Genomic DNA, 25,142 nt, shown 5'->3' on the forward strand with positions numbered 1-25,142 from the left:
CGGCCACTCGCAGATCCCAGGACAGCTTGACGGTCAACACACACAGCCAGATCAGGAACAGATCCGACCCAACCTGACCTTGCGAAACGCCCGGCCTACTGCGTGATTCGACGCATCCTGTCACTGTTCAATTTCTACACAATTTAACAAAGGCCGCCGCCAGTCTGGCCTACAGCAATTTATCCACAGACCTACCCACGATTTTTGTGGACAGTTTTTCCCTTGAAACATACGTGTCTCAACACAGGCGCAATGCGCTTGCAGAGGCCACCTGTGTTGAGGAGGTTGGCGACCGGCCATGGCGCCAAGAGGGATGGAGGCAAGCCCAGGCCGGGTGGCTCGGGCTTGCCACCAATGGTGGGTGTCAGCTTGGTGGAATAGTGCCCAGCAAACCGATGAGGAGGGTCAACAACAGAAACCCACCCAGGAACACAGCAAGCTTGATCATCAGGACCTCGACAGTGCATTTGGCAATGCGGCGGGCGCAGCAAGCCCAGCGCACGCCGCCCCAAGGGCTGGGCTCGAGGCGTATTGTCGGCCGGTGACTGATACGGTTACAGATTCAGATTATGTGGAAAAAAGCAGATCAGATGGAAAGCACGAGAGCCGAGACGAGCAGGTTCATGTGAAGTGTGCCTCTCGGCTCGCCTGCATGCCGACCTGTCAGCTGACCCGTTGATACCCACCGACCACACCCTTTCGCGACATCACCCATTGCCAGAGCTGAATATCCCTGGCCCTGAAGGCTCCCGCGCAGGACAACAGGTAGTAGCGCCACATGCGCCGGAAGCGCTCGCCCAACTCGGAGGCAAACTGTTGCCAATGGGTTTCGAAATTGGCATGCCAGGCCATCAAGGTACGGTCATAGTCGGCGCCGAAGTTATGCAGGTCCTCGACCACCAGCAGGCCATCAGCCGCATCGCCGATCTGGCCGATCGAAGGCAGGTCGCCATTGGGGAAGATGTACCTGTCGATCCAGCGGTCCGGCACATCGCGGCGGCGGTTCTTGCCGATGGTGTGCAGCAGGAGCAGGCCTTCCTCATCGAGGCAGCGCGCAACCACCTCCATGAAGGTGCGGTGGTTCTTGCGCCCGACATGCTCGAACATGCCGATGCTGACGATGCGGTCGAAACGCTCATCCAGCTCGCGGTAGTCCTGCAAGCGAAACTCCAGTGCCGAACCTGTGTAGCGTTCCCGTGCCCACTGGCATTGCTCGCGGGAGATGGTCACGCCCACGCACTCGACGCCGTAATGCTCAGTTGCGTACCCCATGAAGCTGCCCCAGCCGCAGCCAATGTCCAGTACTCGCATGCCGGGGCGCAGGCCGAGCTTGCGGCAGATCAGCTCGAGCTTGGCTTCCTGGGCCTCGGCCAGGTCACTGGCGTCCTTCCAGTAACCGCAGGTATAGGTCATGCGCGGATCGAGCATGGCGGCATAGAAATCGTTGCCCAGGTCATAGTGCCGTTCGCCCACGGCCCAGGCGCGCCGGGCGGTCTGTCGATTGCTCAGACGCGCCTGCAAGGCATGGTAGATCAGCGCCACTGGGCTGACCTGGTCGGCCACGCCTGAGCGCAACAGGCGGGCAAAGAACTCATCGAGCTGCGCGCAGTCCCAGTCGCCATCCATATAGGCCTCGCCCAGGCCAAGGTTGCCTTGCGCCAGGGCACGCTGCGGCACGTCGGCCTTGTGCAGTTGCATGTCCCAGGGTTGCTCGCCGTCCAGGCCAAGGCCGGCCTGAGTGAGCAATGAGCGGGCGAAACGGGTGGTGCGATTGGCCGGCGCGACGGCCTGCAGATCGGACGAAAGCTCGGAAGGCATGGTGTGTCCTTGTTGATGTTGGAAATCGGACGCGCTCAGGCGTCAGGCGTGGGCTGGTGCAGTTGCAGGACCACTTCCAGTTCCCGGCGCAACCAGGGCTGGGCAATCAGCGGCAGGCGCTCCTGCAATTGACGGGCAACCCAGCGCTGGCCCCGTGCGATGAACAGCAGGCGCTCGTGCAGGTCGGGGATGGCCATGGCCTTGGCATGGAACTCACCCATGCCCTGCCCCGGCGCAGCCCCTAGGCGCTCCAGGCAGTTACGCAGGCGGCGGCAGCTTTCCGCCTCGCCATGGTGCAGATGCTCCAGGCGTTGCAGCAGCGCTGGGTCGTCAGTCTGCCGGGCACTGTCGAGCATCAACCGGGCACCGGCGCGCTCGGCGCGCAGCAGCAGGCGCAGCCAGTCGACCAGGTCATCGTGAGGGGGTGTGGCAGAGTCGCGTGTAGCATAGGAAAACGACATGAGACTACTCCTGAAGCCGCAGGACTGCGCGGCGACAGGAAGAGCTTAGAGGCGCGGAGCTATGAAATTAACTGAAATAAAATGGGCCATGAGTGCAATAAAATGAATAGATGGCATCCGGCCAGAATTACCGGAACAGGCGTCTGATTCAGGATTCACGCGCTCTGCGAATCGATCTTGGTCAAGACCACCTACCTATTCGATTCTATTTTTTTGCAGTGTCCCGTTCTCTCCTCGCCAACGCCCGCGCACGTCGTCAAGCAATCTGCTGATGGACTCTGCGCGGGTATGGCGTGCCGGGTGCCCTCAGAGCTCCATCACCATCTCGTGCCACGCCATGCCGCCGTGATCCGAAGCCGAAGGTCTGACATAGCGGTAACCCATGCGCTGGTAGAGCCCGACATGCCGTTCCTTGCACATCAGGTGGATGCTCTGCTTCCCGGCCACCCGCATTTGCCCGACGAAGCGATCCATCATCTGTACCGCAAGCCCCTGCCCTTGCCACGCCGGGTCTATCACCACCGACATGATCACCACGTTCGGTGCCTGCGGATCATGTCCGACCAGTTCCTTGAAGGCCTCATCGGACATCACCACTTCATGGGCGCAACCGCTGTTGATGAAACCGACCACCTCGCCATCGAGTTCAAGGATCAAAAAACCCTCCGGGTACTCGGCGATGCGCGTGGCGATCTTCTCCCGGGTGGCGGCCTCATCGCCGTCGTAGGCAGTGGTTTCGATCTGGTAGCAGCGGTCTACGTCCGTAGCTAGGGCCTGGCGGAAAGTTGGAGTGGTCATAGGCGATTACCGGAAAACAGAAACGGGGCGACATGCTAACGCAAGTCACTGCGCCCCACAGAGAGCCTGGCCCTCAAGGCCCGACAAGCCTTGTAGGCGCCAGCGCTGCGCGGCCCATCGCATACCGGGGTATCGACTGATGCCGCCGTACCCTTTGCCCTGGTGCTTTGTATCTTTTTGTGTATGAACTAGCGTTCGATACACAAGGAATCACCCCAGCGCGCTATCAGACACATCGTGGATACACCGGCACCTTTAACTGACCTCGTCAATCAGCCCCCCTGGAGACTTGCCGCTCCAGGCCACGCAGAGCCGCAGGTCTCGCCAAGGAGAACGTCCGTGATGATCACCCAATCCAAACAAGCCCCCTCCAAGCACCGCCGCCTGATGGCTCCGGCACTGCTCGCCTGCGCCTTGATGCCGTTCGCTGCCTTTGGCGCCAACGCCAGCAGTGACAAGGGCCCGGCCACGACCAGCGTGAGCGCTCCCAGCGCCGCGTCCGATACGTTCGGCCCACTCAAGCATGTAAAGGCTGGTGTACTGGACGTGGCTTACGCCGAACTCGGCCCTGCCGATGGCCCGGTGGTCCTACTGCTACATGGCTGGCCCTACGACATACACAGCTACGAAGAGGTGGCGCCCTTGCTGGCAGCGAAAGGCTACCGGGTGCTTGTCCCCTACGTACGCGGCTACGGCGACACCCGTTTCCTGTCGCCTGACACACCCCGCAACGCCCAACCCGCAGCGCTGGCCAGCGACGTCATCGACTTCATGGACGCACTCAAGATCAAGCGGGCCGTGCTGGCAGGTTTCGATTGGGGCGCCCGCACGGCCGACATCGTTTCAGCCCTGTGGCCTGAACGTGTGAAGGCGCTGGTCTCCGTGAGCGGCTACCTGATCAGCAGCCAGGAAGCGGCCAAGGCCCCGCTGCCGCCCAGCGCTGAACTGCAATGGTGGTACCAGTACTACTTCGCCACCGAGCGCGGACGCGCCGGCTATGACGCTAACCGCCACGCGTTCGCCAAATTGATCTGGCAGCTGGCTTCCCCGAAATGGGCCTTCGACGATGCGACCTTCGAGCGTAGCGCGGCAGCCCTCGACAACCCTGACCAGGTCGCGATCACCGTTCACAACTATCGCTGGCGGCTCGGCCTGGCGCAGGGTGAGACCAAGTACGACCCGCTGGAACAGCGGCTGGCCAAGTTTCCTTCGATCAGCGTGCCGACCATTACCCTCGAAGGGGACGCCAACGGCGCCCCGCACCCACCTGCCGAGTCCTATGCCCAGCGGTTCACCGGCAAGTACGAATACCGGTTGATCAGCGGGGGCATCGGCCACAACTTGCCACAGGAAGCACCACAACCCTTCGTCCAGGCGGTGATCGACGCTGATCACCTGTAACAGGACAACCAGGTAGCCAAGGCAGTGCGCTCAACTGCCTTGGCCTGCAGCAGACACCCTCGACACCTCTGGAGGCCTTATGTCCATCATCCTCAATCGTTTTCAAAGCAAAGTCGCCCTGGTCACCGGCGGATCACGCGGCATCGGCGCCGCCATCGTGCGCCGTCTGGCCCAGGAAGGCGCCCGCGTCGCCTTCACCTATGCATCCTCCGATAGCCAAGCCCATGCCCTGGTGGCGAGCCTGGCAGCAGAAGGCGCAGAAGCGCTGGCCATCAAGGCCGACAGCGGTAGCCAAGAAGACATCGAGAACGCGGTTGCCGCCACACTGAAAGCCTTCGGCGCACTGCATATCCTGGTCAACAATGCCGGCAGGCTCAGCGTGGGCACGCTGGATGATTTCAGCGTCGAAGCCCTTGACGAGCTGTATGCCATCAATGTGCGAGCGGCCTTCATTGCCGCCAAGGCCTGCTCCCGCGTCATGGAGGCCGGCGCGCGGATCATCACCATCGGCAGCGTGGCCGCGCAGCGTTCCGCATTTCCGGGCTCCAGCGGCTACTCCATGACCAAAGCCGCCGTGGCAGGCATGATCCGTGCGCTCGCAATCGACCTTGCCCCACGCGGGATCACCGTCAACAACATCCAGCCAGGGCCGACCGCGACGGACATGACGCCAGAGGACAGCGCCGTGCACGACCTACTCGTCAACCTGATACCGCTGGGACGACTGGGCAAAGCCGATGAGGTCGCATCGGTGGCGGCTTATCTGGCAAGTGAAGAAAGCAGTTTTGTCACCGGTGCAAGCTTTACGGTGGATGGTGGCTACCTGGCCTGACGCTGCCCCGCTGTGAGTACAATGCTTGGAGCCAGCTACCGATGGGGGCTCACGGCGATATGCAAAGGCAAAACATAAACCTGCAATTCAAGCGGCTAAGTGAAGTCAGCACTGCTGACATCATCAACCTCAACAACCACCCTGACGTCTTGCGTCAAATGCCCTTGGGCAGTCCTGACTTCGACGAAGCCAAATGTCTGGCCTGGGTCGCGGAGAAAGAGTCGCAGTGGGGGCTCAATGGGTATGGGCCATGGGCCTTCATGATCGATCAGGCGTTCGCTGGCTGGGGTGGGTTGCAGTTGGAAGAAGGCGATGCCGACCTTGCCCTGGTGCTGCACCCGGACTACTGGGGGTTTGGCAAAACTATTTTCGATGAGATTGTCCGGCGGGCCTTTCAGGAAATGGGCCTAGGGTCCGTCACCATTTTGCTGCCGCCCAGCAGGACCCGGGTCAAGGGCCTTTTTCGACTTGGCTTCCGGCCTGATGGCGCGGTTGAACTCGACGGCACCAGCTTCAATCGCTACCGGCTGCTCGCGGCTTCTCGTGCTTGAGCCCTACGGCCTGCCTTGGCCGCCCCGGGAGCGATGAATAGGTGCTGGATTACAAACGCTTGACCTTGACACTAGCGTCAAGGTCATAGGATCGGCATGTGGAGGTTGCCATGCAGATTGGGGAATTGGCTTCGAAAGCCGGTGTAAGCACGCGCGTATTGCGTCATTACGAATCGAAGGAACTGATCGAGTCCGTGCGACTGGAAAACGGCTATCGCGATTATCCGCCGTCCATGGTGCAACGCGTGATCTGGGTGCGCGAACTCATCGACTGTGGCTTCAGCACCCGACAGATCCAAGGACTGCTGCGGTATCTGCAGGAGGAGGACGACAGCGAGGGGTTCCTGGCCTGCCTACAGCAACACGTGGAAAAGCTCCAGGCGCTGGATGAGCTTCTGGCTCAGTTGGCGGAGCGTCGCGCACGCCTGGCATCCAGGATAGAGCGCTACATGCCTGCATGACACCCATGTTCCCGATTCGGCCGAATCAACCTCCATTGACGACGAACTGACGAAATCACGAAAACCGTAATGGAGTGACGATGGGAAAGTTGACCAACAAAATCGCCCTTGTGACCGGAGGGAACAGTGGAATCGGCCTTGCCACAGCGCAATTGTTCGCCCAGGAAGGCGCAGAAGTACTGATTACCGGGCGACGCTCGGACGTGGTGAACGAAGCGGTCGAGCTGATCGGGCACAAAGCCACAGGCTTCAATACCGACGTAAGCCGCTTGTCCGATCTCGATGATCTCTATGCGGACATCGCCAAGCAGCATGGCCGGCTGGATATCATTGTCGCCAATGCCGGTGTCATTTTCCCCGCCCCCCTGGAGCAGGTCGAGGAAGGCCAGTTCGACCTGCAGTTCGACATCAATGTGAAAGGTGTTTTCTACACCATCCAGAAGGCCCTCCCGCTGCTCTGCGATGGTGGCTCGATCGTCCTGGTCTCCTCGATAGCCCACTTCAAGGCGCTCGAAGCCCATACCGTCTACGCCGCGACCAAAGCCGCGGTCCGTTCATTCGCACGCAGTTGGATGGTCGACCTCAAGCAGAGGAACATCCGCGTCAACTGCCTGAGCCCAGGCCCGACCGCCACGCCAATCATCGGCAAGATGGGCATCGGTGCTGACCAGCGTGGCGAATTCGAGGCCATGCTCGCTGCACAGATCCCCCTGGGCAGAATCGGACAACCTGAAGAGCTCGCCAAAGCAGCGCTCTTCCTCGTATCAGACGACAGCAGTTACATCACAGGCATCGACCTGTGTGTCGATGGTGGCTTCGGACAGATCTAGAGGCTGTTGACGTTCCATTCCAAGCCGCGTTGCAGCGGGGCCAGGCTTTGCGCCTGGCCCCGCCACCAGCGCACGAGTCTGGAAAGCCCCTTCCAAGCTCGGCAGCGCGCAACGGCTTGTGCATTACCCCCGGATGAACGCCAGCAGATCCGCATTGATGGTCTCGGCATGGGTCGTGCACATGCCATGGGGCAAGCCAGGGTAGGTCTTCAAGGTGCCTCGCTTGAGCAACTTGATAGCCAGCCGCGCCGAGTCGTCAATGGGGACGATCTGATCATCCTCGCCATGCAGCACCAGCGTCGGCACCTCGATCTTCTGCAGATCTTCAGTAAAGTCGGTTTCCGAAAAGGCTTTGATGCAGTCGTAATGCGCCTTGGCACCACCGACCATGCCCTGGCGCCACCAGTTGTCGATCACCGCCTCGGAGACTTTGGCTCCCGACCGGTTGAAGCCATAGAAAGGGCCTGCTGCCACATCGCGATAAAACTGTGCGCGGTTCTCCGCCAGGGCCTGGCGGAAACCGTCAAAGACCGTCAGCGGCAAGCCTCCAGGGTTCTTTTCCGTACGGACCATGATCGGCGGTACGGCACCAATAAGCGCCGCCTTGGCGACATGGCCAGCCCCATAGCGGGCGACATAGCGGGCCACTTCGCCACCGCCGGTCGAGTGACCGACATGTATCGCGTCCTTCAGGCCCAGGTGCGTAACCAATTCCGCCACATCGGCAGCGTAGGTATCCATCTCATTGCCGGAAGCCGTTTGCGTGGAGCGGCCATGGCCGCGCCGATCATGGGCGATGACCCGGTAGCCCTTGCTGAGGAAGAACAGCATCTGGGTGTCCCAGTCGTCGCTGGACAGTGGCCAGCCGTGATGGAACACGATCGGCTGGCCTGTGCCCCAATCCTTGTAGAAAAGACGCGTGCCATCCTTGAGTGTGAGGTAGTCCGAGCCCCGGCTCTTGCCGCCCTGGCCATCCCTTGCAGAAGCCGAACCTTTGCTTGCTTGACCCGCCAAGACCGGCACGGTCACGGCCAGCGCTGCAGCCGTTACACCGGCACTCATCAGGGAGCGGCGGGTGGTTCCTGGGGTTTCGTCAGTCATGGTGCGTTCTCTCGCGTGGCACCGCTGTTGCGGTGAATAAGGGTTGGTGGAACCAGGTTTGCCGGAACAGTCGCGCTCTGCGCAGCGCCCGTAAACCAGCCAGGAAAGCCTATTGCCAGGCGAGTAGCGCACACCATCATCTATGGGTATCGGGAGGTGATACGTAGAGTTCACCCGCACCCAACGGCAGAAACCCAGGGATATATGGCCTTTCTGGCACGGCAGGTTTCCTTCTACGATGCGCGCACTGAAGAGTCCCCTATCAGGAACGCAGGACCGGCATCGAAGGAGTCTGTTTCATGTCCACCGGAAAAGTCTGGTTCATCACCGGCGCATCGCGCGGCTTTGGTCGCCTCTGGGCCGAAGCCGCTCTCCAGCGCGGCGATAAGGTCGTCGCGACCGCACGCGACACCGCTTCGCTGCAGATCCTGGCCGACTGTTACGGCGATGCCGTCTTGCCGTTGCCCCTGGACGTCACCGCCGTACAGAAGGGCCATGCCCACTTCGGCCATCTTGATGTCGTCGTCAGCAATGCCGGCTATGGACTGGGCGGTACTGTCGAAGAACTCGACCTGGACGACGTGCGTACGCAGTTCGAGACCAATGTCTATGCCGCCCGCATCGCCGACTGGGACAAATGGGCCGACGCTAGCGGGGCTTGAAAAGGCGACGACATGAGCTGATGCGGCGGTCCGGTGTCCGGCTTCGCCCCTGGCCGAGATTCAGGGTTTTATGTCCTGGCGTGCATTTCGCCGCCCGGATACCTTCGCCCTATCATCGAACAGTCGGTCGCGGCACTTCCACCGCCCTTGCAGGCGGGCACCCGAGGTACGTCGAGAACAGATAACAGGCCGATAGCGACGCGTGAACAGCTAAGGCTTCGTATATGACCTCGACCTCGTTGGGCAAAGAACTTCAGATCGCATGGAATGACGGCGAGCGCATCGTCTGCCGCGAACAGCGCTCCCATCAACATGGTAGCGACAGGGTCCTCGTTGTACGCCCTGCTATCATCCGGGCCGGCTCCGCCAATATCGACCGCCTCGCGCACGAGTTCTCCCTGAAGGACGAGCTGGATGATGCTTGGGCCTTGTGCCCACTGGCTCTGCTGCGGGAAAGCGGACGTACCGCGCTGGTGTACAAGGACCCCGGCGGCGAGCCGCTTTCGTGCCTGCTCGGCACACCCATGCAGACAAGCGCATTCCTGCACCTTGCAGCCGATATCGCCGCAGCGCTGGGTAAGCTGCACCAGAGGGGGTTGGTACACAAGGACCTGAAACCCGACCATATCCTGGTGAACTGCAACGATGGTCACGCGCGTCTCGGCGGTTTCGGCCTTGCCTCTCGGCTACCCCGTGAACGGCTTTCCCCTGAGCCGCCGGAGACCATCGCCGGGACACTTGCCTACATGGCGCCCGAGCAAACCGGGCGGATGAACCGCTCGATCGATTCGCGCAGCGACCTCTATGCCCTCGGCGTCACCTTCTACCAGATGCTGACCGCTTCGCTGCCATTCACCGCTGCCGATCCCATGGAGTGGGTGCACTGCCACATTGCCAAGAAGCCGGTGCCCCCCAGCGAACGGGTAGCAACGGTCCCCGCAGCGGTTTCCCGGCTGGTCCTGAAATTGCTCGCCAAGACCGCCGAAGAGCGCTACCAGACGGCCGCCGGCGTCGAACATGACCTGCGCCGCTGTCTGCTGGATTGGGAGTCCCATGGCCACATCGGCGACTTTACGCTGGACGAACACAGCACACCGGACCGGCTACTGATTCCAGAAAAGCTCTATGGCCGTGAACGCGAGGTCGACACCTTGGTCGCCGCGTTCGAGCGGACCATCCGAGGCGATGCGCCGGGGCTGGTACTGGTCAGTGGCTACGCCGGCATCGGCAAGTCCTCGGTCGTCAATGAGCTCCACAAGGTACTGGTGCCGTCACGTGGCCTGTTCGCATCCGGCAAGTTCGATCAATACAAGCGGGACATCCCCTACTCGACCTTGGTGCAGGCCTTTCAAAGCCTCGTGCGCCCGCTTCTGGGCAAGAATGACAGCGAACTGGCGAGCTGGCGCGACGCATTGTCGGAGGCGCTCCAGCCCAACGCGAGACTCATGACCGACCTCATTCCCGAACTGAAGCTGATCATCGGAGAGCAGCCAGCGGTTCCGGAGCTTGAGCCTCAACAAGCACAACACCGCTTCCTGCAAGTCTTCAGGCGCTTCATCGGCGTGTTCGCCCGGGAGGAACATCCCCTTGCGCTCTTCCTTGACGATCTGCAGTGGCTTGACGCTGCAACCCTTGATCTGCTCGGGGACTTGCTGACCCGCCCGGGCCTACGGCACCTCATGCTGATCGGGGCCTACCGCGATAACGAGGTGGACGCCACCCATCCCTTGCGGGGCGCGCTGCAAAAAATGAGGAAGGCAGGAGGCCGGATTGATGAAGTCAACCTGGCCCCCCTTGCCCGTGGACACATCGAACAATTGATCGCCGATGCGCTTCATTGCGAGCCGCCACACATCGGGCCCCTGGCCGAACTGGTGGAGGACAGAACGGCCGGCAATCCGTTCTTCGTGATTCAGTTCCTGCAGGCCCTCGCCGAAGAAAAGCTGCTGACCCTCGACCCCGACGCCAGAAAATGGCAGTGGAACCCCGACCGCATCCATGCCAAGCGATACACCGACAACGTGGTAGACCTGATGGTCGGCAAGCTGATCCGCTTGCCGGCTGAAACGCGGCAGGCATTGCAACAGCTTGCCTGCCTGGGCAACGCCGCCGAGGTTGCCACGCTTGCGAGCGTTCTCGACATCCCGCAGGCCCGGGTGCACCAGGTGCTGTGGGATGCGCTTCGCCAGGAGCTGGTCGAACGCTTGGATGGCGTCTATGCATTCGCTCACGACCGTATCCAGGAAGCCGCCTACCTACTGATCCCCGAGGCCCAGCGCGCCGAAATCCACCTGCGCATCGGGCATCTTTTTGTCGCCCGGACACCGCCGGAGAAACGCGAGGAAGCGATCTTCGAGATCGTCGGCCAACTCAACCGCGGCACCGCCCTGATCGACACGCCGGCCGAGCGCGAGCAACTGGCCGAACTCAACCTGCTTGCCGGTCAGCGCGCCAAGGCATCCACCGCCTACAGCTCGGCGCTCGCCTATTTCACCGCTGGGGCAGGACTGCTGCACGACGCCTGCTGGAAGAGCCGGCATGACCTGATGTTCGCTCTGGAGGCAGGCCGGGCCGAATGCGAATTCGTAACGGGTCAGCTGCTGGCCGCCGAACAGCGGCTAAAGACACTGTCAGGCCGAGCGGCGACGACAGTCGAAGGCGCCCTGGTCGCCTGCCTGCAGGTGGATGTGTACCTGATTCTCGATCAGCGGGAAAACGCGGTAGCCGTCTGCCTCACCTTCCTTCGCCACGTGGGCATCGACTGGCCACCCCATCCGGATGAGGAGACGGTGCGAAGCGAATACGAGCGCATTGGCTCGCTGCTCGGGGAGCGCAGCATCGACTCGCTCATCGACCTGCCGCCGATGCAGGATACGGTCGCCCTCGCCACCATTGAGGCACTGACAACGCTCTTTTCACCCGCCTTGCATACCGATGGCAACCTCGCGTGCCTGACGATATGCAAAGCGATCAATATCAGCCTCGAACACGGCAATGGCGATGCCTCCTGCGTGGCTTACGCTAATATTCCCAGGGTCGCCGGGCGGCGTTTCGGTGACTACCAGGCCGGATTCCGCTTCGGCCAGCTCGGCTGCGAACTCGTCGAAAGACGCCGCCTGGAGCGCTACGAGGCCCGAACCTACCTCTCCTTCTCGCTTTTCGTCGAGCGCTGGGCGCGTCCCGTACGGAGCTGCCACGACCCATTGCGCCGAGTCTTCGACATAGCGAAACGGACCGGCGACCTGCCGTTTGGCGCGTTCACATGCAATAGCCTCATCTCCAACCTGCTATTCACCGGCGAGTCATTGGTCGAGCTGCAAAGCGAAGCCGAGCACGCCCTGGCCTATGCCAACACGGTGCGCTTCGGCCTGGTCATCGGATTCATCGAGAACCAGCTTGCGCTGATCCGTACGCTCCGTGGCCTGACACAGACATTTGGCTGCATCGAAGAAGGACAATCCAGCGAAGCGGATATCGAACGGCGCCTGCCCATGGACTCGCCGGTACTCGCGTGCTGGTACTGGATCCGGAAGCTACAGGCACGCTATCTGGCCGGCGACCACGAAGCGGCCATGGCGGCCGCCACCAAGGCCCAAACGCTGCTCTGGACATCGCACTCGTTCATCGAGGAGGCCGAATACTACTTTTATGCCGCACTCGCCATGGCCGCTCTCTGCGACTCGACCCCGACCGGTGAGCGACAACAGTGCCTGGATACCCTGGCCCTGCATCGGAGTGAGCTGCAGATCTGGGCAGATCTGTGCCCGGAGAACTTCACCGGGCAGATTTCGCTGGTGGAAGCCGAAATAGCCCGACTCGAAGAGCGAGTGGCCAGTGCCGAGCGGCTTTATGAGCAGGCCATCCAGTCAGCGCAGGAAAGCGGCTTCGTGCATATCGAGGCGCTCGCCAATGAACGGGCGGGCGACTTCTACGCCACTCGCGGTCTTGGAAAGGTGGCCCGCGTCTACCTGCAGGATGCTCGCGACAGCTACTTGCGCTGGGGCGCCGAAGGGAAAGTGCGGCAACTCGAGGCGAAGTATCCGCTCCTGAAGACAGCGCCCCCCAAGCTTGACCCTGCGGCTACGACCACCATCACGACCCCAGTCGAACAACTTGACCTTGCGACCGTGCTCAAGGTGCTGCAGGCCACCTCCGGCGAGATCGTTCTGGAAAAGCTGATCGACATGATCATGCGCACGGCAATCGAGCAGGCTGGCGCCGAACGCGGCCTGTTGATCCTGTCAGCCGGCAACGAGCATCGGATCGCCGCGCAAGCAGAGCTCGTCGACCGCACCACTCGCTTGCGGTTGCACGATGCGCCGGTCAGCGGGGCGCTGTTGCCGGAGTCGGTGCTCTATCATGTGCTGCGTACCCAGGAAAGCATCTGCCTGGACGACGCCGTAGCCGATCCCTTCTTCGCCACCGATCCCTACATCCGTGACCAGCACTGTCGATCGATTCTCTGCCTGCCCTTGTTGAACCAAGCGAAGCTGACCGGCGCGCTCTACCTCGAAAACAGCCTGACCGCCGGGGTGTTCTGCCCAGGCCGGATCAGCATTCTGACGCTGATGGCCTCGCAAGCTGCGATTTCGTTGGAGAATGCCCGGTTGTACCGCGACGTTGCCGAACGTGAGGCGAAGATCCGCCGGCTGGTCGACGCCAACATCGCCGGCATCGTCGTCTGGGATACCGATGGCAAGATCATTGAGGCTAACGACGCCTTTCTGCGTATGCTGGGGTATCAGCGGGAAGACCTTACCTCGGGTCACATGAACTGGAGGGACTTCACGCCTCCTGAGTTGCGCCAGGACAGCGAGCACGCCCTGGCACAAACCCTGTTGGCAGGCCACACCTACCCCCTCGAAAAGGAATACATCAGACGAGATGGCAGCCGCCTGCCCGTCATCGTCGGTTTGTCCATGTTCGAAGCGAATCGCAAGGAAGGTGTCGCCTTCGTCCTCGACCTGACCGAGCGCAAGCTGGCGGAGCAGAAAGTCCGCGAGAGCGAGCAACGCTACCGCGAAGTACAGGCGGAACTGGCTCATGCGAGCCGCGTCGCGACGATGGGGCAGTTCGTCGCGTCCATCGCGCATGAGGTCAGCCAGCCCATTACCGCGACATTGACCAGTGCCTACGCCGCCAGACGCTGGCTGGGGGCCCAGCCGCCTGAACTCAATGAGGTTGAGCAACTGCTCGACAGCGTCATCAAGGCGGGCAATCGCGCGGCGGACGTACTCGGTCGGATTCGCGGGCTGATTCGCAAGGCCGCCCCGCAGAAGGAACCCATCGACGTCAACGCTGCAATTCACGAAATGATCGACTTCACTCGCGGCGAGGCCGTGAAATGCGCTGTCTCGATACAGACGCAACTGGCCGACGGCCTGCCCCCCATCGAAGGGGACCCTGTCGAGCTGCAGCAAGTCCTGCTCAACCTGATTATCAACGCGTTCGAAGCGATGGCTGACGTCGACGACGAGCCACGGCAATTGCACATCAGAACAGTCCTGGACGAAGCAGCTTGGGTGCATGTGAGTGTGATGGACTCGGGCGTGGGATTCGCCTCGGCATGCACCGAACAGATCTTCGCGCCGTTCCACACCACAAAGTCCACAGGCCTGGGGATGGGGCTATCGATCTGTCGCTCGATCATTGAAACCCATGGTGGACGGCTGTGGGCGAGCGCCAACCAACCCCGAGGCGCCGTTATTCAATTCAAACTGCCCGCTCTGCCACCCGCACAAGCGTGATCGCTACGCCTGCCTGGCCCGACGGGCAATGAAGCGCGGGAGTTCAGCTGCCTCGCGCCACGCCAGGCCACCCACGCCACCGACTACTCGATCCTGTAGCTGAAGGTGTTCTTCACATTGGCCACTGCCACCGCCTGGCCATTCACCACCTTGGGCTGGTAACGGAAACGCTTGGCGGCGGTCAGCGACGGCTTGACCAACAGTGGATGGCAGTTACCGACCACTCGCGGATCGGTGACCCGGCCCAGGGTGTCCACGGTGTAGGCCACCGTGCACTCACCTTCGATGCGCCGATCCAGGGCCCGTTGCGGATATTCAGGGGCCTCCTTGGCAATCGGCAGGTATTGCCGGCTCGCGGCCTCGGCTTCGGCGCGGGCACGGTCAGCGGCGGCCTGGCGCACGGATTGCGCCTTGCGCGCCTGGGCCAGACGCTCCTCCTGCAGGCGTGCTTCGCGCGCTTGCTCTTCGCGGGCCAGTTGCTCGCGGCGCTCGGCGGCCTGGCGCTGAAGGCGCTCCCGCGCCAAGCGCTGCTGGCGCTCGCGGCGCTCTTGCTGCACACGTTTGAGCGCCAGAGCTGCGTCGTCGACAGCGGGCGCCTGTGCTACCGGCGTTGGCGTGACAGATTGCTCGGGCGTAAGCACAGGCGGGGGCGCCGGTGATGCGACAGGGGTCGACGGCTGCTCGGGCGCCGGCGTCGGCAATGACACCAGTTGCGTCTGCATCACCGACGCGGGAGCCGGCGGCAGAACCGGCGTGTGAGACAGGTTGAGCAAGACGTAGGCAAGCCCCGCGTGCAAGGCCACGGCAACCCCCAGCGCCGTGCCATGCTCACGCCAGGCGGGCCAAAACGTACGCGGCGCGGATGGCTCGAGGATCAGGCTGGTCATGGTCAGGGCGCCTCGGTGATCAGGCCCAGGCGGCTCACGCCGCCGCGCTGCAGCTCGGCGATGCCAGCCACCACGGCGGCGTAGTCGGTGCTGCGGTCGGCGCGCAGGTACACCTGGGTCTGAGGGTATTCAGCGACGATGGCAGCGATCTTCTTGCGCATCTGCGTCTTGTCCACGGCGCTGTCGGTCTGCGTGGTGGTGTCCACCTCGCTGCCCAGGTTCCAGTAATAGCTACCATCGGCCTTCACCGAGAGGGTGACGATGCGTTGCTGGTTGGGTGTCGGCAGCGCCTCGGCGGCCACCTTCGGCAGCTCGATCTGCACGCCCTGGACCAGCATGGGCGCGGTGACCATGAAGATCACCAGCAGCACCAGCATCACATCGATGTAGGGCACCACGTTCATTTCGGCTTTCAAGCCATGTTTGCGGACGGGTCTGGCCAACATGCTGCATTCCTCCTCAGGCGGCGGCCGCCAGGCCTGCCGACGTGCCCTGCAGGCGACGCTGCAGGCGGCCTTGCAGTTCGTTGCCGAAGGCGTAGTAACGGGCAATCAAGGTCTGGCTACGGGCGCTGAAGCGGTTGTAGGCCATCACCGCTGGGATCGCGGCGAACAGGCCGATGGCGGTGGCGATCAGCGCTTCGGCAATCCCCGGCGCCACGGTGGACAGGGTCGCCTGCTGCACCTGGGACAGGCCAAGAAACGAATTCATGATCCCCCACACCGTACCGAACAGGCCGATGTACGGACTGACCGAGCCAACTGTGGCAAGAAACGGCAGTCCTTTCTCCAAGCGCTCTTCCTGCTCGGCGATGGCCACCAGCAGGCTGCGCTCGACACCTTCGAGCACACTGTCCGGCTGCTGACCGGCCTGAGGCTGCAGCTGCTGGAAGGTCTGGTACCCAGCGAGGAAGATCCGCTGCAAGCCGGCGTCGGCGGCGGGCGCATGGCGACCGGCGTCCTGATACAACTGGCCGATTTCAGTGCTGCGGAACTGTTTGAGAAAAACCTTGCCATGTGTTTCGCAGCGGCGCAGCAAGCTGCCGCGCTGGACGATCAGGTACCAGCTGAGCAGCGAGGCCAGCACCAGGCACAGCATCACGGCCTGGACCACGAGGCTAGCCTCGCTGATCAGTCCCCAGACGCTGGTGTGTTCAAGCGGGGTTTGGGTTTGCATATCGATGTCCTTCCTATCGGTCGAGCCGCTGGGCTCATAGTCAATGGCAGAGAGGTTGCGTCCGGATGACAAGCAGCCCCGCAGGCCTCACTCCAGGCCCAAGACCTCGGCAATCGCCGACCAGGGCACATACTTGTAGTTCTGGTTGCCTTCGGGCATGCGCTTGCGGCCGTCCTGCACCACCAGCATCCCTTGCTGCCAGGGGCCTCCCAGGTTGGCCGAGGTCACTTCCAGGCCATCGGTCTGCGAAGCGCCGTCAATGCCGCGCAGCGCATCCAGGCCGACCCGGAAGCTGCCCCGCAACCGGTAAGGCGCCTCGGCCTCGACCACCACATAGCTGTCGTTGCCCTGGCTGGAGATCACCAGGTAATCGCGCTTGTCACCCTGGTACAGCGCCAGGCCTTCGATGTCGTCCTGTATCGGCCCACCAACGCCGATCACCTTCTCCAGTTGCGCCGTGGCATCGGCGCGGGCGTCCAGGGTCCAGACCGCCACATCTTCTTCGCCGATGAACAGGCGCTGGTTGCGGTCATCGGCAACACAGCCTTCCGGCTGGGTCTGGGTGCTGAAGCTGCGCACCAGTTCACCGCTCGGTTTGCCGCCGCTGCCGTCGAGGCGGTACTGCATAAAGCGGCCGTCCTTGTCATTGGCGATGGCGTGGATGGCGCCCTGGTGGTCCTTGAGCAGACACAGGCCGTAGATGTCCTTGAGCGGCGTGGGTATCTGGCCGATGTCGGCGAGTTCGCCGCTGGCCGGGTCGATGGCGAACAGGTGCAGGCTGTTATGGTCGCGATTACTGGCCACGGCCAAGTCGACTTCACGCTCGCCGAGACGAAAGCCCGTGCGCACGTCGACATTGTTCAAACGGCCCACGCGCAGGTCCTGGAGCTGCTTGCCATTGAGGTCGTAGGCCAGCAAGCCGCCCTTCTTGTCGGTGCCGAGCACGCGGCTGCGCTCTGGCCGCTGGGTGTCGATCCAGATGGCCGGGTCGTCCGCCGCATCACCAAGGCTGGGCACGCCCTCGGTCTGCACCAGTGGGGTGAGCTGGGGCAGCGGCGGGGTCACCGGCACGGCTTGCGGTATCCAGTCCAGAGTCGCGCGGTGTGTACCTTGGTCATCCGTCAACAACAGCTCCAGGCCATTGGCCGCGACGCGGGCGCTGACCTGCTCCGGCTCGTCCAGCCCCGGCAACGCCACCCGGCCCGCCCGCAGCCACTGCTCGGCGCGGCGCTGATAGAGGTGCAAGGCCCCCGCCGCTGGGTCCAGGGCCAGCAAGCCACCTGGAACCAGCGCCATGCCCGCGGCCGCCTGCGCCAGCCCACCAAAGGGCGTACGCAGGTCTACCGGTTCGCGCTGCAGCGGCGCCTCGGCCCCAGCCGCGTAGCGCCAAAGGCCGACGTTCTCTTCATTGACATAGAGGTCGTCGGTGCTGTCATCGACCTGGCAAAAACCACTCTGCGGCGGCAGGCTCAGGGCCCGCACCCGACGGGCCTGGGCCAATGCCTGCCCGTCCTGGGCCACCAGCCATTGCTCGCCAATGCCCTCCTCGCCCACCAGGAACAGGAAGTCATTCCGAGCGCTGTCGCGATACAGGCACAGCCCCTCGATGGCAAAACGCGTTTTCGCCAAGTAGTGCGGTGCACCCCATGTACCGCCATCGCCGAGCCTCACCAGCAGCGCTTGCTGACGCGTCTTGTCGAGCGTCGCTACCAGCACACCCGTGGCATCGCTGCGGTGGTCGAGGGTTTCGAAGCGCCCTGGCAGCTCGCTGGCCACCCGGCCCTTGCTGTCTACCAACTGCAACGCTTTGGCCGAGACTTGCAGGCGCTCGGCTCCTTTGAGGAACGGCAGTGGCGCCAGCCACTGGGTGTATTCGCTGTCGATCAGCGCGGGGCTGAGGGTCAGGCTTGGCGCCGCGCTGGCGCCCAGGTGCGCTAGGGCGGTACACAGCCCCAGCATGGACAAGGTGAACATACGCATGAGCAGGCAATATCCCTGAAGGCAGCGAATCAGAAGTGAGTGAGGGTCAGGCCGATCTTGTAGGTCGGGCCGTATTCTTCGTATTGGGCGTTGTAGCCACGGCGGCCGGTGTAGACGTAGTAGGACTCGTCGGTGATGTTCTGCGCCTCGAAGGTCAACTGCAGCTCGGGGGTGATGAAGTAGCCGGCCTTGAAGTCGACGTACAACTGCTCATCGGCATACTGGTCGTGGGCCTTGTCATCGATAGCGGCGACTTCGAGCAGGTAGCTGGACTTGTAGTTGGCAGCCAGGCGCATGTTGAAGCGGTCGTTCTCCCAACCGACCATGAAGTTGCCGACCGTATCGGACTGGTTGGGCAGGTCGATGCCGCGCTTGCCGCCAGGCCCTTCGAGGGTTGCATCGGACTTGCTCAAGGTCAGGTTGGCGCTCAGCAGCAGGCCGTTCCACGGTGCCGGCAGCCAGTCGAACTTCTGCGAGTAAGCCAGCTCCAGGCCATACAACTTGGCGCCGCTGCCATTCTCGAAGCTCTGCGCCTCGTCAAAATCGATCCAGTCGCCGGTACCGGCCAGGTCGGTGCTGTAGATGAAATGATCGATGTCCTTGTAGAACAGGAACGCCGAAGCCACGCCGGCGCGGCCCATGTAGTGCTCGATGCCGAGGTCGAAGTTCATCGACTCCAGCGGCTTGAGCTGCGGGTTACCGAACGAGGCGTCGTTGTCGTCGATCACGAAGCCTGGCGCCAGTTGACCGAAGGTCGGGCGCACCACGGTGTTGGTCCAGGCGGCGCGGATCGCGGTGTCCGGTGACAGCTGATAGCGCGCATGCAAGCCCGGCAGCCAGTGGTCGTAGCGTCTTTTGCTGTGGGTGCTCTCGTAGACGCCATCGCGCAGGCCCGTGCCCTTGGCCTCGAACTCGGTGCCCTCATAGCGCAGGCCGGCGATCAGGCGCCAGTCGCCGATGTCGAGGGTGTTCATCAGGTAGGCGGCGTTGATGTCTTCGCGTATGTCGAAATCGTTGATGCGGGAGGCCTCTTCGTCGTAGAACGCCGCCCGGTCCAGGCCGCCGATCAGTCCCTTGATGGCGCCGGCGCTGATGCCATTGCCGAAGTTGCCCAGCGCATAGTCGACATTGCCGCTTTGATAACCACCGAGGCTGATGTCATCGAAGTCGTCGAACACCCAGGCCTCGGTGTCGCTGGTCTTGTCGCGGCGACTGAGCTTGCCGCCGAACTTGACCTGCGCGGCATTGCCGCCCAGTTCGTAGTCACGCGCCAGGTCCAGGCGAATGTTCTTTTCCTTGTCCTTGCCCTTGACCTTTTCCCACTCCACTTCATCGAGCGTGAAAGACTCCGGATCGTAGAAGTCGTTGCCGACACTGAGCCTAGGTTTGCGCGTACCGTCGAAGCCGACGCCGTCGAAGTCACCGACGAACTTGGCGCCAGAGATGCCGCCCGGGTCTTTCTCGGTGGACTGGCTGTAGCCGGCCTGGGCGCTGACGGTCCACAGGTCGATGATGCGCTCGCCGCCGATCACGTAGGATTGAATCTCCTGGGTGTCTTCACGCGATTTGAGCTCACGCCAGCCCTCGGCTTCGCCACGCTGGCCGGAGGCCTGCGGGTCAGCGAACTCCAGCCCCTGGGCATTGCGCGTCTCGGTGTCCTTGAACTTGCTGTACAGCGTGCGCAGGTAATAGTTGGAGAAGTCGTCGGGCTGATAGTCGAAGTTCAGGCCGAAGCCGGTGCGCTCGCGGGTGATCTCGTAGTCGCGGGCTTCGACCTCCTCCAGCCGCGCGCCGTCGTCGAAATCCCAGTTACCGCCCGTCTCGACGTTGTCAGAGCCGAACTTGCGTTTCTGCCAACTGAACGCCGCCGCCACACCGAAGTTGTCGACGCCGTCGCCAAGGCTGAAGCGGTCGCTGATGGCGCCGGAGAACTTCGGACTGTCGCGGCTGACATTGGTATCGTGGCTGGCTTCGCCGCTGAAGGTGTAGAACAGCCCATCGTGATCGAAGGCCGACAGGCTCTCCACCTCGATGGTGCCACCGAGCGAGTTGGCGTCCATATCCGGGGTCAGGGTCTTGACCACCGACAGCGACTGCACCAGCTCCGCAGGCAGCACATCCAGCGCCACGGCGCGGCGGTCGCCCTCCGGCGCAGGCACCAGGGTGCCGTTGATGGTCACACTGTTGAGGTCTGGAGCGATGCCGCGCACGCTGACGAAGCGGCCTTCGCCCTGGTCGCGCTCCACCGACAAGCCGGGAATCCGCTGCAGGGCCTCGGCGGCGTTGTCGTCCGGCAACTGGCCAACGCCATCGGCGTGCACCACGCTCTTGATACTGTCGGAGCTCTTCTGCTCGCGCAGCGCCTTGTCGATACTGGCCGCCTGGCCGATCACTTCGACCCGCTCGACAGCCTCCTCATCCGCCCAGGCTGGCGCAGCAGTGATAGCGACGGTCAACAGGCTGACCCTGAACCCAGCGTTGCGGATGTGACGAAACGGCATTGCCACCTTGAATCCCTCGCTTGCAGTGGCCCGGCGAATCCGGGAATGGCTGCGAACGCTAGAAATCCTGTGTGGCACTTGCATGACAGTGTTCATCAGCAGCCCCCAGGAAAGGCTCTTTTCGAGGCATTTCGCCGACCTGTTGAGCTGAAATGACCCCTACGACTGGCTTGCCAAGCACCCTTGGCGCAGTGCCCCACGCCGCTGGCGCATGGTCGGACAGTGCCTGCCAACCCTGGTGATGGCGCGGCCCGAGCAGCCCATAGGGCGCTTCGCGGCAAACACCCTGGGCTGAATTCACCCTGAAAAAATGGCTCTGCGCGGCGGCGATGACCTGAGCCGAATCGACCCCCCGGCAGGTAACCGAACCGTCATGTGGCTTTGTTTCCTTGGCCACCCATCACGCCTGCGGGCTTATCGAGGAAATCCACATGCACCGCCCCCTGCTGCTCGCCGCCCTGCTCTGCGCGGCGTTACCCCTAGGACTGGCACAGGCCAACGACACTCCCATCCAGCGCTCTGTCGGCCAGCCCTATGCGGCGGGCAACCTGGCGGACCGCATCGTGCTAACCCCAGGGCAGGACGCCTCGACGCAGATGGCGCTCAGCTTTCGCACCGACCTGGCGCAGGCCACAGCCCTGCTCGAGTTCGGCCCAGCCCTGGCCAGCCCCTCATTGGCGGCCAAGGCCAGCCAGGTGAGCGGCGACACCCAGCGCCTGGACAGCGAGAACGGTCCGGCCAACTACCACCAGGTGCGCCTGGAGCGACTGCAACCCGACACCGCATACGTGTACCGGGTCAAAGGCAGTGCCGGCTGGAGCGAATGGCACCAGTTCCGTACCGCCAAGGCGAGCTTCGCGCCGTTCACCTTCCTCTACCTCGGCGACACCCAGAACGACATCCTCGCCATCGCCTCGCGCACCATCCGCCAGGCCCTGCGCAGCGTGGCCCATCCGGCACTGGTGGTGCATGCCGGCGATCTGGTCGCCTCGCGCGACGACCTGGCCCACGATGACGAATGGGGTGAGTGGACCCAGGCCGGTGGTTGGTCGTACGCGGCGATCCCGCAGTTGCCCGCTTTCGGCAACCACGAGTACCTGGAAAGCCTCAACCCGGACGGCAGCGAAAACCGGGTCCTGAGCCCCCATGTGCCCGCCCAGTTCGCCTTGCCGCGCAATGGCGCGCCCGGGGTGGACGGTACCAGCTACTTCAGCGACTACCAGAACGTGCGCTTCGTCGTTCTCGACGGCACCTCGGCCCTCGACCTGGGCACGCTGCAGGCGCAGACCGCGTGGCTGGAGGACGTGCTGCGCAGCAGCCAGGCCCAGTGGAACATCGTGGTGATGCACCAACCGGTCTACACCTGCGCCCGTCCTGAAGACACCGAGCCGCTAAAGGCCGCCTGGCAACCCGTGCTGGAGCACTACCAGGTCGACCTGGTGCTGCAAGGCCATGACCACTGCTACAGCCGCCTGACCCACGCCGAAGGCCGCCAGGCCAGCCAGGCCGCCCAACACCAGCAGCAAGCCATCGGCCCGGTGTACATGGTCTCGGTGACTGGTTCGAAGATGTACAGCCTTAACGACCGTGCCCGCAGCCAGCCCGACCGCAGCGCCGAGGATACCCAGCTGTACCAGACCATCGCCGTCGAAAAGGACCGCCTGCGGGTGCGTACCTACTCAGCCGACGATGCGTTGTACGACGCGTTCGATATCCAGCGTGACGCCCAGGGTCGCAAGTTCCTGCACGAGCCAGAGCTGGCCCTGGCCGCCGAGCGCTACTGTGAGCTCAGCATGGGGCCGGATGGCTTACCGTGCACTGCGCGGGGCAAGTGAGCGTCATCGTATTGAGACAATCGGCTTGCATGCTGGCCCTTTTGTATGGGGTGTCCCGCGACAGGGCCCGTACAGGCAACAGCGCATACGAAGGAAGCCCACCCTGCTATGAACCTGAACCTCAGATCCCTCCTGAAACTCCACGGCTGGACCCTGGCCGGCCTGATCCTCGCCGCCAACGCCGGCGTGCTCATCTACCTGGCCGCCGGCACGCTCAAGACCTGGGCCGAGATCAATTGGATGGATGTGGCCGGCGAAGGCGGCACCTGCCTGATCCTCTGCGGTTGGCTGCTGATGCTGCTGCGCGGGCGCCCGGCCGGACGGGTCACCCGCCTGCTATCACTGGGCCTGTGCTTCACCGCCTTCTCGATGTGGATGGATACCCTGGACGAGTTCATCCGCCTGCCCGCCGAGGCCGTCTGGGACAACTGGCTGGAAACCGCGCCCATGCCGGTGGGCATGTTGTTGCTGACCCTGGGCATGTACCACCTGCAGCAGGAGCAGCATGCGATCACCGAGCAGATGCGCAAGCGCGAGCAGCTGTTCCGTGAGCACCGCCTGTTCGACAAGCTCACCCCGCTGTCTGGCGCCCAGTACCTGCGCCAGCACTTGCAGCAGGCACTGGCGCACGCCGCAGCCGAACAGCAGCCCCTGTCGTTGGTGGCGATCGACCTGGACGACTTCAGCCAGGTCAATCAGCGCTATGGCCAGGAAGAAGGCGATCAGGTGCTGCAGGTGGTGGCCCAGTTACTACTGCTCAACTTGCGCCAACAGGACATGCTCTGCCGCTTGGCCGGTGACCGTTTCGTCGCCGTGCTGCCCAACACTGGCCAGCGTCAGGCCCAGGCCATGGCCGAGGACCTGCGCCAGAGCATCGGCCACCTCGCCCACCACACCAGCCGCCACGGCGAGCGCTTGCAACTGTCGGCCAGCGTCGCCAGCGTCATGGCCCTGGACGAGGACGAAGCGCAGTTGCTCAAGCGCCTCAACCTGGCCCTGGTACAGGCCAAGCCACACCAGGTACGCAGCGCATGAATGGTTACGAATACGACAGCCGCTTCATCGCGGCCCATCACCTACCCGCCGCGCTGATCGACCTGGCGCGCTCGCGGCGGATCGACACCCACCGCCTGTTGAGCGGTTGCGAGCTGTTCTACGACGACATCATCACCGGACAGGCGCTGATCAGCCCGCAACAGTTCCTGCGCCTGATCGCCAACGCCCGGCGCCTGTTGGATGCCGACGACAGCAGCTTTCTCTATGGCCAGCGCCTGTGGCCAGGGCACTATGGAACCGCCAGCCTGTTGCTGGAACAGGCCGACCACCTGCTCCAGGCTCTGGAGCGGGTCGACCAATACCGCGCCCTGCTCTCACCGCTACTGACCCCCGTGCTGCGCCTGGACAAGCATTACCTGCACCTGTACTGGCGGGAAAGTTGCACCATCGGTGAGCAGTCGCTATTCCTGCTTGAGGCCAGCGTGACCGCCGTGGTCGCCCTCGCCCGCCGCCAGCAGAACGAGCATCTACCATGGCGCTTCCAATTCGCCCATGCCGAGCCTGCGTATGTGGAGCAGTACTGGGTGCACCTGGGCGACGCACTGAACTTCGATTGCCCCTCGACGGTGATGAGCCTGCCACGGGAATACCTGCTACGGCCCTGGCCGGGCGCAGGCTCCACCGCCCAGCAGGTCGCCCGCCAAACCTGCGATGCACAGCTCGACGCCTGGGGCTGGCGAGTGAGTTTCCTGGACCAGTTGCACGAACACCTGCTCGGCCTGATCCGGCAGCCGCTGAACCTGGAGCGGGTCGCCGCCGCCTTCGCCACCAGCCCGGCCTCGTTCAAGCGCAGGTTGGCCCGACACGGCACGAACTTCCAGGAGCAGTTCGACCGGGTACGTCGTGATCTCGCCCTGTACCTGTATCAGGTCAAAGGCTACAGCAACGATGAAGTGGCCCAATACCTGGGCTTCAGCGACAACACCAACTTCCGCCGCTCGTTCAAGCGCTGGACCGGGCGCGTACCGAGCGAGCTGAGGTTCTACATGGCTATTGATAACCTGCCGAGCCCGGAGCTCGGAGACTGTTGCTGATCCCGTGATAG

General features: G+C 63.1%; 19 protein-coding genes. 10 read left to right on the forward strand and 9 right to left on the reverse strand.

Annotation, left to right across the window (positions count from 1 at the left end; genetic code table 11):
- Positions 1-663 precede the first annotated feature (663 nt).
- From cfa to ACYU03_RS15430, 3 genes are all read right to left on the reverse strand, one after another.
- A complete protein-coding gene (gene cfa, locus ACYU03_RS15420) occupies positions 664-1,818 on the reverse strand; it encodes a cyclopropane fatty acyl phospholipid synthase (RefSeq protein ID WP_461885485.1) in 1,155 nt (384 codons plus the stop codon).
- 35 nt (positions 1,819-1,853) lie between these two features.
- Positions 1,854-2,279, reverse strand: a complete 426-nt coding sequence (locus tag ACYU03_RS15425) for a DUF892 family protein (RefSeq protein WP_461885487.1) — start codon at positions 2,277-2,279, stop codon at positions 1,854-1,856.
- Positions 2,280-2,585: 306 nt separating this feature from the next.
- On the reverse strand, positions 2,586-3,077 hold the full coding sequence (locus ACYU03_RS15430) for a GNAT family N-acetyltransferase (RefSeq protein ID WP_461885489.1): 492 nt from the start codon (positions 3,075-3,077) through the stop codon (positions 2,586-2,588).
- Between the two features lie 342 nt (positions 3,078-3,419).
- Between ACYU03_RS15430 and ACYU03_RS15435 the strand changes: the two genes are divergently transcribed.
- The 5 genes from ACYU03_RS15435 (at position 3,420) to ACYU03_RS15455 (ending at position 7,152) form a co-directional block, all read left to right on the forward strand.
- Positions 3,420-4,478, forward strand: coding sequence for an alpha/beta fold hydrolase (locus ACYU03_RS15435; RefSeq protein WP_461885491.1), 1,059 nt, complete (start codon positions 3,420-3,422; stop codon positions 4,476-4,478).
- An 85-nt stretch (positions 4,479-4,563) separates the two neighbouring features.
- Entirely contained in the window at positions 4,564-5,310 is a 747-nt protein-coding gene (locus tag ACYU03_RS15440) for a 3-oxoacyl-ACP reductase family protein (RefSeq protein WP_461891478.1), read from the forward strand.
- A gap of 41 nt (positions 5,311-5,351) precedes the next feature.
- Entirely contained in the window at positions 5,352-5,861 is a 510-nt protein-coding gene (locus ACYU03_RS15445) for a GNAT family N-acetyltransferase (protein WP_461885493.1), read from the forward strand.
- 110 nt (positions 5,862-5,971) lie between these two features.
- Entirely contained in the window at positions 5,972-6,322 is a 351-nt protein-coding gene (locus tag ACYU03_RS15450; RefSeq protein ID WP_461885495.1) for a MerR family transcriptional regulator, read from the forward strand.
- Between the two features lie 80 nt (positions 6,323-6,402).
- A complete protein-coding gene (locus ACYU03_RS15455) occupies positions 6,403-7,152 on the forward strand; it encodes an SDR family NAD(P)-dependent oxidoreductase (protein WP_461885497.1) in 750 nt (249 codons plus the stop codon).
- A 123-nt stretch (positions 7,153-7,275) separates the two neighbouring features.
- On the opposite strand, the gene ACYU03_RS15460 is transcribed toward ACYU03_RS15455, so the two are convergent.
- A complete protein-coding gene (locus tag ACYU03_RS15460; RefSeq protein ID WP_461885499.1) occupies positions 7,276-8,253 on the reverse strand; it encodes an alpha/beta fold hydrolase in 978 nt (325 codons plus the stop codon).
- A gap of 299 nt (positions 8,254-8,552) precedes the next feature.
- On the opposite strand from ACYU03_RS15460, the gene ACYU03_RS15465 reads away from it, so the two are divergent.
- Both ACYU03_RS15465 and ACYU03_RS15470 read left to right on the forward strand, forming a co-directional pair.
- Complete coding sequence (locus tag ACYU03_RS15465) at positions 8,553-8,915, forward strand: SDR family NAD(P)-dependent oxidoreductase (RefSeq protein WP_461885501.1); 363 nt, start codon at positions 8,553-8,555, stop codon at positions 8,913-8,915.
- 224 nt (positions 8,916-9,139) lie between these two features.
- Positions 9,140-14,662, forward strand: a complete 5,523-nt coding sequence (locus ACYU03_RS15470; protein WP_461885503.1) for a trifunctional serine/threonine-protein kinase/ATP-binding protein/sensor histidine kinase — start codon at positions 9,140-9,142, stop codon at positions 14,660-14,662.
- 83 nt (positions 14,663-14,745) lie between these two features.
- Here the strand turns inward: ACYU03_RS15470 and ACYU03_RS15475 are convergent, their stop codons facing one another.
- The 5 genes from ACYU03_RS15475 to ACYU03_RS15495 all read right to left on the reverse strand — a co-directional run bounded on the left by ACYU03_RS15475 (position 14,746) and on the right by ACYU03_RS15495 (position 21,206).
- The gene (locus ACYU03_RS15475) at positions 14,746-15,549 is read right to left on the reverse strand and encodes an energy transducer TonB (RefSeq protein ID WP_461885505.1); all 804 of its coding nucleotides are present in this window, start codon (positions 15,547-15,549) and stop codon (positions 14,746-14,748) included.
- Between the two features lie 2 nt (positions 15,550-15,551).
- Positions 15,552-15,995, reverse strand: a complete 444-nt coding sequence (gene tolR, locus ACYU03_RS15480; protein WP_461885507.1) for a protein TolR — start codon at positions 15,993-15,995, stop codon at positions 15,552-15,554.
- A gap of 13 nt (positions 15,996-16,008) precedes the next feature.
- On the reverse strand, positions 16,009-16,725 hold the full coding sequence (tolQ, locus tag ACYU03_RS15485; protein ID WP_461885509.1) for a protein TolQ: 717 nt from the start codon (positions 16,723-16,725) through the stop codon (positions 16,009-16,011).
- An 87-nt stretch (positions 16,726-16,812) separates the two neighbouring features.
- A complete protein-coding gene (locus ACYU03_RS15490; protein ID WP_461885511.1) occupies positions 16,813-18,705 on the reverse strand; it encodes a phytase in 1,893 nt (630 codons plus the stop codon).
- Positions 18,706-18,734: 29 nt separating this feature from the next.
- Positions 18,735-21,206: a TonB-dependent receptor gene (locus ACYU03_RS15495; protein WP_461885513.1), complete on the reverse strand. Its 2,472-nt coding sequence runs from the start codon at positions 21,204-21,206 to the stop codon at positions 18,735-18,737.
- 431 nt (positions 21,207-21,637) lie between these two features.
- Between ACYU03_RS15495 and ACYU03_RS15500 the strand changes: the two genes are divergently transcribed.
- The 3 genes from ACYU03_RS15500 to ACYU03_RS15510 all read left to right on the forward strand — a co-directional run bounded on the left by ACYU03_RS15500 (position 21,638) and on the right by ACYU03_RS15510 (position 25,131).
- Positions 21,638-23,041, forward strand: coding sequence for a purple acid phosphatase family protein (locus ACYU03_RS15500; RefSeq protein WP_461885515.1), 1,404 nt, complete (start codon positions 21,638-21,640; stop codon positions 23,039-23,041).
- A gap of 108 nt (positions 23,042-23,149) precedes the next feature.
- Entirely contained in the window at positions 23,150-24,076 is a 927-nt protein-coding gene (locus ACYU03_RS15505; RefSeq protein ID WP_461885517.1) for a GGDEF domain-containing protein, read from the forward strand.
- Positions 24,073-25,131: an AraC family transcriptional regulator gene (locus ACYU03_RS15510; RefSeq protein WP_461885519.1), complete on the forward strand. Its 1,059-nt coding sequence runs from the start codon at positions 24,073-24,075 to the stop codon at positions 25,129-25,131. Before ACYU03_RS15505 ends, ACYU03_RS15510 begins: the two co-directional genes overlap by 4 nt.
- The last annotated feature ends 11 nt before the right edge of the window (positions 25,132-25,142 follow it).

This window comes from Pseudomonas sp. X10 (assembly GCF_054889225.1).

Coding starts and splice junctions, on each gene's coding strand:
- ACYU03_RS15455 (WP_461885497.1), top strand. CDS start 6,403: ATGGGAAAGTTGACCAACAAAATCGCCCTTGTGACCGGAGGGAACAGT.
- ACYU03_RS15460 (WP_461885499.1), bottom strand. CDS start 8,253: ATGACTGACGAAACCCCAGGAACCACCCGCCGCTCCCTGATGAGTGCC.
- ACYU03_RS15495 (WP_461885513.1), bottom strand. CDS start 21,206: ATGCCGTTTCGTCACATCCGCAACGCTGGGTTCAGGGTCAGCCTGTTG.
- ACYU03_RS15490 (WP_461885511.1), bottom strand. CDS start 18,705: ATGCGTATGTTCACCTTGTCCATGCTGGGGCTGTGTACCGCCCTAGCG.
- ACYU03_RS15470 (WP_461885503.1), top strand. CDS start 9,140: ATGACCTCGACCTCGTTGGGCAAAGAACTTCAGATCGCATGGAATGAC.
- ACYU03_RS15430 (WP_461885489.1), bottom strand. CDS start 3,077: ATGACCACTCCAACTTTCCGCCAGGCCCTAGCTACGGACGTAGACCGC.
- tolR (WP_461885507.1), bottom strand. CDS start 15,995: ATGTTGGCCAGACCCGTCCGCAAACATGGCTTGAAAGCCGAAATGAAC.
- tolQ (WP_461885509.1), bottom strand. CDS start 16,725: ATGCAAACCCAAACCCCGCTTGAACACACCAGCGTCTGGGGACTGATC.
- ACYU03_RS15505 (WP_461885517.1), top strand. CDS start 23,150: ATGAACCTGAACCTCAGATCCCTCCTGAAACTCCACGGCTGGACCCTG.
- ACYU03_RS15435 (WP_461885491.1), top strand. CDS start 3,420: ATGATCACCCAATCCAAACAAGCCCCCTCCAAGCACCGCCGCCTGATG.
- ACYU03_RS15475 (WP_461885505.1), bottom strand. CDS start 15,549: ATGACCAGCCTGATCCTCGAGCCATCCGCGCCGCGTACGTTTTGGCCC.
- ACYU03_RS15450 (WP_461885495.1), top strand. CDS start 5,972: ATGCAGATTGGGGAATTGGCTTCGAAAGCCGGTGTAAGCACGCGCGTA.
- ACYU03_RS15425 (WP_461885487.1), bottom strand. CDS start 2,279: ATGTCGTTTTCCTATGCTACACGCGACTCTGCCACACCCCCTCACGAT.
- ACYU03_RS15510 (WP_461885519.1), top strand. CDS start 24,073: ATGAATGGTTACGAATACGACAGCCGCTTCATCGCGGCCCATCACCTA.
- ACYU03_RS15465 (WP_461885501.1), top strand. CDS start 8,553: ATGTCCACCGGAAAAGTCTGGTTCATCACCGGCGCATCGCGCGGCTTT.
- ACYU03_RS15500 (WP_461885515.1), top strand. CDS start 21,638: ATGCACCGCCCCCTGCTGCTCGCCGCCCTGCTCTGCGCGGCGTTACCC.
- cfa (WP_461885485.1), bottom strand. CDS start 1,818: ATGCCTTCCGAGCTTTCGTCCGATCTGCAGGCCGTCGCGCCGGCCAAT.
- ACYU03_RS15445 (WP_461885493.1), top strand. CDS start 5,352: ATGGGGGCTCACGGCGATATGCAAAGGCAAAACATAAACCTGCAATTC.